9 protein-coding genes and 1 other annotated feature are annotated in these 9,476 nt (G+C 53.7%); all 9 genes read left to right on the top strand.

The features are described 5' to 3' along the window. Nucleotides 1–437: single-stranded-DNA-specific exonuclease C-terminal domain-containing protein (locus T260_RS0120760; protein WP_173400018.1), on the top strand; the 437-nt coding region annotated here is incomplete at its 5' end. Further along, nucleotides 428–940 (top strand): adenine phosphoribosyltransferase, encoded by a 513-nt coding sequence (locus T260_RS125130; RefSeq protein ID WP_013144641.1) that lies wholly within the window; start codon nt 428–430, stop codon nt 938–940. The genes T260_RS0120760 and T260_RS125130, both read left to right, overlap by 10 nt. Nucleotides 941–1,088: 148 nt before the next feature. Then, on the top strand, nt 1,089–3,287 hold the full coding sequence (locus tag T260_RS125135) for a RelA/SpoT family protein (protein WP_011232055.1): 2,199 nt from the start codon (nt 1,089–1,091) through the stop codon (nt 3,285–3,287). A 23-nt stretch (nt 3,288–3,310) separates the two neighbouring features. Continuing rightward, the gene (gene dtd, locus T260_RS125140; RefSeq protein WP_013144643.1) at nt 3,311–3,769 is read left to right on the top strand and encodes a D-aminoacyl-tRNA deacylase; all 459 of its coding nucleotides are present in this window, start codon (nt 3,311–3,313) and stop codon (nt 3,767–3,769) included. An 80-nt stretch (nt 3,770–3,849) separates the two neighbouring features. Beyond that, nucleotides 3,850–4,023 (top strand): hypothetical protein, encoded by a 174-nt coding sequence (locus T260_RS1000000140010; protein WP_015375481.1) that lies wholly within the window; start codon nt 3,850–3,852, stop codon nt 4,021–4,023. A 252-nt stretch (nt 4,024–4,275) separates the two neighbouring features. After that, a complete protein-coding gene (gene ahpC / locus T260_RS125145; RefSeq protein ID WP_011232052.1) occupies nt 4,276–4,839 on the top strand; it encodes an alkyl hydroperoxide reductase subunit C in 564 nt (187 codons plus the stop codon). A 13-nt stretch (nt 4,840–4,852) separates the two neighbouring features. Further along, the gene (ahpF, locus tag T260_RS125150) at nt 4,853–6,382 is read left to right on the top strand and encodes an alkyl hydroperoxide reductase subunit F (protein ID WP_023634352.1); all 1,530 of its coding nucleotides are present in this window, start codon (nt 4,853–4,855) and stop codon (nt 6,380–6,382) included. Nucleotides 6,383–6,583: 201 nt separating this feature from the next. Continuing rightward, nucleotides 6,584–6,815: a binding site (T-box leader), on the top strand. Between the two features lie 46 nt (nt 6,816–6,861). Further along, on the top strand, nt 6,862–8,142 hold the full coding sequence (gene hisS / locus T260_RS125155; RefSeq protein ID WP_011232050.1) for a histidine--tRNA ligase: 1,281 nt from the start codon (nt 6,862–6,864) through the stop codon (nt 8,140–8,142). Nucleotides 8,143–8,146: 4 nt separating this feature from the next. After that, nucleotides 8,147–9,476, top strand: a 1,330-nt coding sequence (gene aspS, locus T260_RS125160) for an aspartate--tRNA ligase (RefSeq protein WP_023634351.1), incomplete at its 3' end; no start/stop codon positions are given.

Raw genomic sequence — 9,476 nt, 5'->3', positions numbered from 1 at the left:
AGCTGGCCATGAAAAATCAGGCCGAAAAGCGCATTTACGCGGTGTTTGCCCAGCCCGAGGCGCAATTTTTCCGCACGTTTCCGACGCGCGAACATTTTAAATGGTTTTACGCCTTTTTGCATCAACACCGTTCGTTTCCGCTCGCCAAGCGCGGTGGTGAGCTGGCCCGCGCCCGCGGTTGGACGGAAGAGACGGTTCATTTTATGGCGAAAGTATTTTTAGAGCTTGACTTTATCAGCGAACAAAACGGCGTCATTTCGCTCGTTCATCAGCCGGCGAAGCGCGATTTGCACGAATCGCCGACGTACCGCCGGCGGCGGGACGAGCTCGAGGCGGAGCATCAGTTAGTCTATTCCACTTACGAGCAATTGAAACGCTGTTTGGCGGAAATGACACGTTCGCAAACGCACGAGGAGGCAAACGTATCATGGACTTAAAACAATACATTACGATTGTGCCCGATTTCCCGAAGCCGGGCATCATGTTTAAAGATATTACAACGCTGATGGACAACGGTCCGGCGTACAAATATGCGACCGACCAAATTGTTCAATATGCGCGCGAAAAACAAATCGATATCGTCGTTGGTCCGGAAGCGCGCGGCTTTATCATCGGATGCCCAGTCGCCTATGCGCTTGGCGTCGGATTTGCGCCGGTGCGCAAGGAAGGGAAGCTGCCGCGCGAAGTCGTCCGTGTGGAGTATGGCCTGGAATATGGAACAGATGTCTTGACGATGCATAAAGATGCCATTAAGCCAGGGCAGCGCGTGTTGATCACCGACGACTTGCTGGCGACGGGCGGGACGATGCGGGCGACGATCGATTTGGTGGAACAGCTCGGCGGAGTGGTGGCCGGATTGGCGTTTTTGATTGAGCTTACCGAGCTTGGCGGCCGCAAAAAATTGGAAGGCTACGATATTTTGACGCTGATGCAGTTTTAAACAGTCGACATTGTTCGCATCTTCGGATACAATAAAGAAAAAAGGGGCACTCACACATGAGTGCTCTTTCTTATTAACCGTATGAACGCAACGGACCTCTGTGCTTTGCAGCTTCAATTTTAATCGATTAAAAAGGTGATTCAACCCTATGGCCAATGAACAAGTGCTGACAGCGGAGCAAGTGTTTGAACGAGCGAGCTGTTATTTGTCGGAACAAGACGTCGCCTTTTTGAAAAAGGCGTATGAGTTTGCCAAGCACGCCCATCGCGACCAATTTCGGAAATCGGGCGAACCATACATCATCCATCCGATTCAAGTCGCGGGCATTTTGGTGGACTTAAAGATGGACGCGACAACGATCGCCGCCGGGTTTTTGCATGATGTCATCGAAGACACCGAGGCGACAAAAGAAGACCTCGAGCGCGAGTTCGGCGCGGAAGTGGCGATGCTTGTCGACGGGGTGACGAAGCTTGGGAAAATTAAATATAAATCGCAGGAAGAACAGCAGGCGGAAAACCACCGGAAAATGTTTTTGGCCATGGCGCAAGATATCCGGGTCATTTTGATCAAGCTCGCCGACCGGCTGCACAATATGCGGACATTGAAACATTTGCCGGCCGAAAAACAGCGGCGCATTGCCAATGAGACGCTCGAAATTTTCGCTCCGCTCGCGCATCGGCTCGGCATTTCGAAAATCAAATGGGAGCTTGAGGATACGGCGCTTCGCTATTTAAACCCGCAGCAATATTACCGCATCGTCAATTTAATGAAGAAAAAGCGGGCCGAGCGCGAGCAATATTTGGAGGAAGTCATTCAAGAAGTGCGCGAACGGCTCAACGAAGTGCATATTCCTTGCGAAATTTCCGGGCGTCCGAAACATATTTACAGCATTTATCGAAAAATGGTGATGCAAAATAAACAGTTCAACGAAATTTACGATTTGCTCGCTGTCCGCATCATCGTCAACAGCATCAAAGACTGCTATGCTGTGCTCGGCATTATTCATACATGCTGGAAGCCAATGCCAGGCCGCTTCAAAGACTACATCGCCATGCCGAAGCCGAACATGTACCAATCGCTCCATACGACGGTGATCGGCCCAAAAGGCGAACCGCTTGAGGTGCAAATCCGCACGTTTGAAATGCATCAAATCGCCGAGTTCGGGATTGCTGCCCACTGGGCGTACAAAGAAGGAAAGACGATCAAACCCAACTCGTTTGAAGAAAAGCTGTCTTGGTTTCGGGAAATTTTGGAATGGCAAAACGACGCCAGCAATGCCGAAGAGTTCATGGAATCGCTCAAGATGGATTTGTTTTCCGACATGGTGTTCGTCTTCACGCCAAAAGGCGATGTCATCGAGCTGCCGGCCGGATCGGTGCCAATCGATTTCGCTTACCGCATCCATTCGGAAATCGGCAACAAGACGATCGGGGCGAAAGTCAACGGCAAAATGGTGCCGCTTGACTACAAGCTGCAAACGGGCGACATCGTCGAAATTTTAACTTCCAATCATTCGTACGGTCCGAGCCAAGACTGGCTGAAACTGGCGAAAACGTCGCAGGCGCGCAACAAAATCCGCCAGTTTTTCAAAAAGCAACGGCGCGAAGAAAACATCGAAAAAGGCAAAGAGATGGTGGAAAAAGAGGTGCGCAGCCTCGGCTTTGAGCCGAAAGAAGTGATGACGGCCGACAACGTAAAGCGCGTCGCCGAAAAGTTCAACTTCTCGAACGAAGACGATATGTATGCGGCAGTCGGCTATCATGGCATCACAGCGGCGCAAATCGCCCATCGGTTGACGGAAAAATGGCGAAAGCAGCGCGATCTCGAGGAACAGCAGCGCAAACTGGCCGAAGCGGTCTTCGAAGCCAAGCTGCCAGCTGGCAAAAAGCGCGACTGCGGCATTCGCGTCCAAGGAATGGACAACTTGCTCATCCGTTTGTCGCGCTGCTGCAACCCGGTGCCGGGGGATGAAATCATCGGCTTTATTACCCGCGGCCGCGGCATTTCCGTCCACCGCGCCGATTGCCCGAACGTCAAGACCGAAGAAGCGGCCGATCGGTTGATTGCCGTAGAATGGGAAAGCGGGGCAAACGGCGAGCGCGAATATAACGTGGACATTGAGATCACCGGATTTGACCGCCGCGGTTTGCTGAATGAGGTGCTGCAGGCGGTCAATGAAACGCGAACAGACATTTCCGCCGTCTCGGGACGCTCCGATCATCGCCATAAAATCGCGACGATCCATATGACGATCGCCATTCATAATTTGAGCCACTTGCAAAAAGTCGTCGAACGAATCAAACAAATTCCCGACATTTATTCCGTCCAGCGTTTGATGAACAACTAAGGGCGGCGAAAGGAGGAAGGCGAGTGAGAGCGGTCATCCAGCGGGCGAAAGAGGCCAAAGTCACCGTCGACGGCGAGACGGTCGGAGCGATCGATGCCGGGCTTGTCGTCCTTCTTGGCGTCACACACGAGGACACGGAGGACGATGCTGCCTATTTGGCTGAGAAAATCGCTCATTTGCGTATTTTTGAAGATGAAGACGGAAAAATGAACCGCTCCTTGCTTGACGTCGGCGGGGCGGTGCTGTCGGTGTCGCAGTTCACCCTTTACGGCGACTGCCGAAAAGGCCGGCGCCCGAACTTTATGGCGGCGGCCAAGCCCGACCATGCCTTGCCGCTGTATGAGGCGTTCAACGCCGCTTTGCGCGAAAGAGGCGTTCATGTAGAAACCGGCGTATTCGGTGCGATGATGGACGTATCGCTCACAAACGACGGGCCGGTCACCTTGATCATCGACAGCAGCGAGAAACCGGGAAACCGATGAAGTTTCCCGGTTTCTTTTTTATTTTCGGCGAAAAATGGGAAAGATGAAAACAAGTGCGGCAATAAGAAAGGAGGAGCGCGATGCGGCAAACCAAAAGAGGCGAGCAGGCGCATCGGGCGGACGATGTGTTGTCCGCCGACTTTCACGAATGGGTGCGGCTCGAGGCCCAATATAGAGCGTTTGAGTTGGCATCCGAATTCGGTGTGGCGCCGAAAGACGTACAAATGTTGAAAAAACAGCAGCCCCGTCCGTAAACATGGCGAGTTGGAAGGAGCGCACGCGGCGTGTGGATGTTTCGTGGGCCGAGGCGGTGTGGCCGTTTAGACGAAAAAGCTGCGAATAAAAATGTCCATCCCTGTGAGCGCTGCGCATCCGCTCAACACTGATCCGGCTCGGTAGAGGAAAAAATCCATTGCATATGTATTGACAAACATATGCCCCTATATGATAATAAGTATTGGTTTAAAATTATTATAAACTAACAGTCGCAGGAGGTAGATGAAGCAATGTCTTTGGTTGGGAAAAAAGTACAACCATTCCGTGCCCAAGCGTATCACAACGGCGAATTCATCGAAGTGACAGAGCAAGACTTCATGGGAAAATGGAGCATCGTTTGCTTCTATCCAGCGGACTTTACGTTCGTCTGCCCGACGGAGCTCGAAGATTTGCAAGACCACTACGCGACGTTCAAAGAACTTGGCGTGGAAGTGTACTCGGTTTCGACCGACACCCACTTTACGCATAAAGCATGGCACGATACATCGCCAGCCATCAGCAAAATCGAATACGTGATGATCGGCGATCCTTCGCATCAACTGTCGCGCATGTTTGATGTGCTCGATGAAGAACAAGGATTGGCGCAGCGCGGCACGTTCATCATTGACCCAGACGGCGTCATTCAAGCGGTGGAAATCAATGCGGACGGCATCGGCCGCAACGCCAGCACGCTGATTGATAAAATTAAAGCGGCCCAATACGTGCGCAACCATCCGGGTGAAGTCTGCCCGGCGAAATGGAAAGAAGGAGCGGAAACACTGAAGCCAAGCCTAGACCTCGTCGGCAAAATTTAAGGGGGCTTAGGAGATGCTGTTGGATGCTGACATCAAGGCGCAACTAGCCCAGTATTTGCAATTGCTTGAAAATGATATTGTCTTGACGGTAAGCGCGGGAGACGACAACGTTTCCCGCGATATGCTTGCTTTAATCGATGAATTAACGGCGATGTCGTCGAAAATCAAAGTCGAAAAAGCGAAGCTGGAACGAACGCCAAGCTTCAGCGTCAACCGGGTCGGCGAAAACACCGGCATCACCTTCGCCGGCGTGCCGCTCGGCCATGAATTTACGTCCCTCGTTTTGGCGTTGCTTCAAGTGAGCGGGCGGCCGCCGAAAGTCAGCCAAGACGTCGTGGACCGCATTCAACAAATCAGAGGCAAACATCATTTTGAAACGTACGTCAGCTTGACCTGCCACAACTGCCCGGACGTCGTCCAAGCGCTCAACATCATGAGCGTGTTGAACCCAGACATTTCGCATACGATGATCGACGGGGCGGCGTTTAAAGAAGAAGCGGAGCAAAAAGGGATTATGGCCGTACCGACGGTGTTTTTAAACGGCAAACTGTTCGCGAGCGGCCGCATGTCGCTTGAAGATATCCTCGCCAAATTAGGGAGTGCTCCGGATGCTTCTTCCTTCGCCGACAAAGAGCCATTCGATGTGTTGGTAGTCGGCGGCGGCCCTGCGGGTGCGACAGCAGCCATTTACGCAGCGCGCAAAGGCATTCGCACTGGGATTGTTGCGGAGCGCTTCGGTGGACAAATTTTAGATACGCTCGGCATTGAAAACTTTATCAGCGTCAAATATACGGAAGGACCGAAGCTTGCGGCCAGCATTGAGGAACATGTGAAGCAATACAACGTCGACATCATGAACTCGCAGCGGGCAAAACGACTCGAGAAAAAAGACTTGATTGAAGTCGAGTTGGAAAACGGCGCCGTGTTGAAAAGCAAAACGGTTGTGATCGCAACGGGCGCCCGTTGGCGCAACCTTGGCGTGCCGGGCGAGGAAGAGTTCAAAAACAAAGGGGTCGCCTATTGCCCGCATTGCGACGGCCCGCTGTTCGAAGGGAAGCACGTGGCGGTCATCGGCGGCGGGAACTCTGGAGTCGAAGCGGCGATTGACCTCGCTGGCATCGCCAGCCATGTGACGCTGCTTGAGTTCGCCCCTGAACTCAAGGCCGATGCTGTTTTGCAAGATCGTTTGTACAGCTTGCCGAACGTAACGGTGATTAAAAACGCGCAAACGACGGAAATCACCGGCACGGACAAAGTCAACGGCTTGACGTACATTGACCGGGAAACAGGGGAAGAACATCATATCGAATTGCAAGGCGTGTTCGTGCAAATCGGCCTTGTTCCGAACACCGAATGGTTGGAAGGAACGGTGGAACGGAATCGCTTCGGTGAAATTATCGTCGATAAACGCGGCGCGACGAACATTGAAGGCGTCTTTGCCGCGGGCGACTGCACGGACAGCGCCTATAAGCAAATCATTATTTCGATGGGCTCGGGTGCAACCGCAGCGTTAAGCGCGTTTGATTATTTGATTCGCCATTAAAGAGAGCCGAAGGTGGACCGCCTCTTCGATCCCATGGAGGGGCGGTTCAATGAATCGGCTCTCTTTTTTTACAACAAGGAGAAAAATGCGATGAGACATCAAGGTTTTTCTCTTTGCGAACAACCATGAATCACAGCTGCTAGGACAACTTGACAAACGGGCGAGATTGTCCGTAATATAAAATTACATCTTTCTCATACGGAACAACCGATGATGGAGAAAAGTAGTTAAGGTCCACATGGCCAGAGAGGAAGCGCCCAAGGCTGCGAGCGCTTCTCCATGATGGCTTAACGAAAGACACTCCGTAGGTTTCCCTTTGAACGCGCTTTGCGCCAGTAAAGGGGAACGTGTGCCATGCGTTAATGGCGACAAGCGGAAGCCGGATCGGCTTCAATTAGGGTGGCACCGCGGGAATGACGCTCTCGTCCCTATCGATCACAGGGACAAGGGCGTTTTATTTTGGGCAAAGGAGGATGAGCATGGCTTTTCAAATTCCAAGAGGGACACAAGATGTGCTGCCGGGTGACTCGGAAAAATGGCAATATGTCGAGCACATTGCCCGCAGCCTCTGCAGCCGGTATGGGTATCAGGAAATCCGGACGCCGATTTTTGAACATACGGAGCTTTTTTTGCGCGGCGTGGGGGATACAACGGACATTGTGCAAAAAGAAATGTACACGTTCGAAGACAAAGGGGGGCGCGCGCTGACGCTCCGCCCGGAAGGAACGGCGCCGGTTGTCAGAGCGTTTGTCGAGCATAAGCTGTACGGCAGTCCGAACCAGCCGCTGAAATTGTATTACAGCGGGCCGATGTTTCGCTACGAGCGTCCGGAAGCGGGACGGTTCCGCCAGTTCGTCCAGTTCGGCGTCGAGGCGCTCGGCAGCAGCGATCCGGCGATTGACGCCGAGGTGATGGCGCTAGCGATGCATATTTACGAAGCGCTTGGCTTAAAACGGATCCGGCTTGTCATTAACAGCTTGGGCGACCTTGACAGCCGCCGGGCGCACCGAGAGGCGCTTGTTCGCCATTTTTCAAACCGCATCCACGAGCTGTGCCCGGACTGCCAGACGAGGCTTCATACGAATCCGCTCCGCATTCTCGACTGCAAAAAAGACCGCGATCATGAGCTGATGGCGACGGCGCCGTCGATTTTAGACTATTTAAATGACGAATCGCGCGCCTATTTTGAGAAAGTGAAACAATACTTGACAGCGCTCGGCATCCCGTTTGTCATCGATGCGCGGCTCGTGCGCGGGCTTGACTATTACAACCACACGACGTTTGAAATTATGAGCGAAGCGGAAGGATTTGGCGCGGCGGCGACGCTGTGCGGCGGCGGGCGTTACAACGGGCTTGTCCAAGAAATCGGCGGTCCGGAGACGCCGGGCATCGGCTTTGCCTTGAGCATCGAGCGGCTGTTGGCCGCCCTTGACGCCGAAGGAGTGGAATTGCCGGTGGAGAGTGGGCTTGACTGCTATGTCGTCGCTGTCGGTGAGCGGGCGAAAGACGAGGCGGTCCGCCTCGTTTATGCATTGCGCCGCTCCGGATTGAGGGTCGATCAAGATTATTTGGGCCGAAAATTGAAGGCGCAGCTGAAGGCCGCCGACCGGCTTGGGGCATCGTTTGTCGCCATTATCGGCGATGAAGAACTCGAGAGACAGGAAGCGGCGGTAAAGCATATGGCGAGCGGCGAGCAAACGAATGTACCGCTCGGCGAGTTGGCGCACTTTTTGCATGAACGGATCGGGAAGGAGGAGTGAGCGAATGGAACGCACATATTATTGCGGAGAAGTGCCGGAAACGGCCGTCGGCGAGCGCGTCGTGCTCAAAGGCTGGGTGCAAAAGCGCCGCGACTTAGGCGGCCTCATTTTCATTGACTTGCGCGACCGAACGGGCATCGTCCAAGTTGTCGCCAGCCCGGACGTGTCGGCTGAAGCGCTGGCGGCAGCGGAGCGCGTGCGGAGCGAATACGTTTTAAGCGTCGAAGGAACGGTCGTCGCCCGCGCGCCCGAGACGGTCAATCCGAACATCGCGACCGGCCGCATTGAAATTCAGGCGGAACGAATCGAGATCATCAACGAGGCAAAAACGCCGCCGTTTTCGATTTCCGATGACACGGATGCGGCGGAAGACGTGCGCTTAAAATATCGGTATTTGGATTTGCGCCGCCCAGTCATGTTTCAAACACTGGCGCTTCGCCACAAAATCACAAAGACGGTGCGCGACTTTTTGGATAGCGAACGCTTTTTGGAAATTGAAACGCCGATGTTGACGAAAAGCACGCCGGAAGGGGCGCGTGACTATTTGGTGCCAAGCCGCGTCCATCCGGGCGAATTTTACGCCTTGCCGCAGTCGCCGCAAATTTTTAAGCAGCTGCTCATGGTCGGCGGCGTGGAACGGTACTACCAAATCGCCCGTTGCTTCCGTGACGAGGATTTGCGCGCTGACCGCCAGCCGGAATTTACGCAAATCGACATCGAAATGTCGTTTATCGAACAAAAGGATATTATGGATTTAACCGAACGGATGATGGCTGCCGTCGTGAAAGCGGCAAAAGGGATCGACATCCCGCGCCCGTTTCCGCGCATCACGTATGACGAGGCGATGAGCCGCTACGGCTCGGACAAGCCGGATATACGCTTTGGCCTCGAGCTCGTCGACGTATCGGAAATCGTCCGTAATTCAGCATTTCAAGTGTTCGCCCGCGCCGTCAAAGAAGGAGGCCAAGTGAAGGCGATCAACGCGAAAGGTGCTGCCCCTCGCTATTCGCGTAAAGATATTGACGCCTTAGGAGAATTTGCCGGCCGCTACGGGGCGAAAGGGCTCGCCTGGCTGAAAGCGGAAGGCGAAGAGCTGAAAGGACCGATCGCCAAGTTTTTCACCGATGAGGAACAGGCGGCGCTGCGTCGAGCGCTTGCTGTCGAAGACGGAGATTTGCTTTTGTTTGTCGCCGACGAAAAAGCGATCGTCGCAGCGGCGCTCGGCGCGTTGCGGCTGAAGCTTGGCAAGGAGCTCGGCTTGATCGACGAAGCGAAGCTCGCGTTTTTGTGGGTGACGGATTGGCCGCTTTTGGAGTATAAAAAAGAGCCGAAAA

The sequence above is a fragment of the Geobacillus thermopakistaniensis genome, from assembly GCF_000498995.1.
Taxonomy (GTDB): Bacteria; Bacillota; Bacilli; order Bacillales; family Anoxybacillaceae; genus Geobacillus; species Geobacillus thermoleovorans.
Note: the sequence above shows the minus strand (reverse complement) of the source record. Positions and strands in the feature narration are given on the sequence as shown.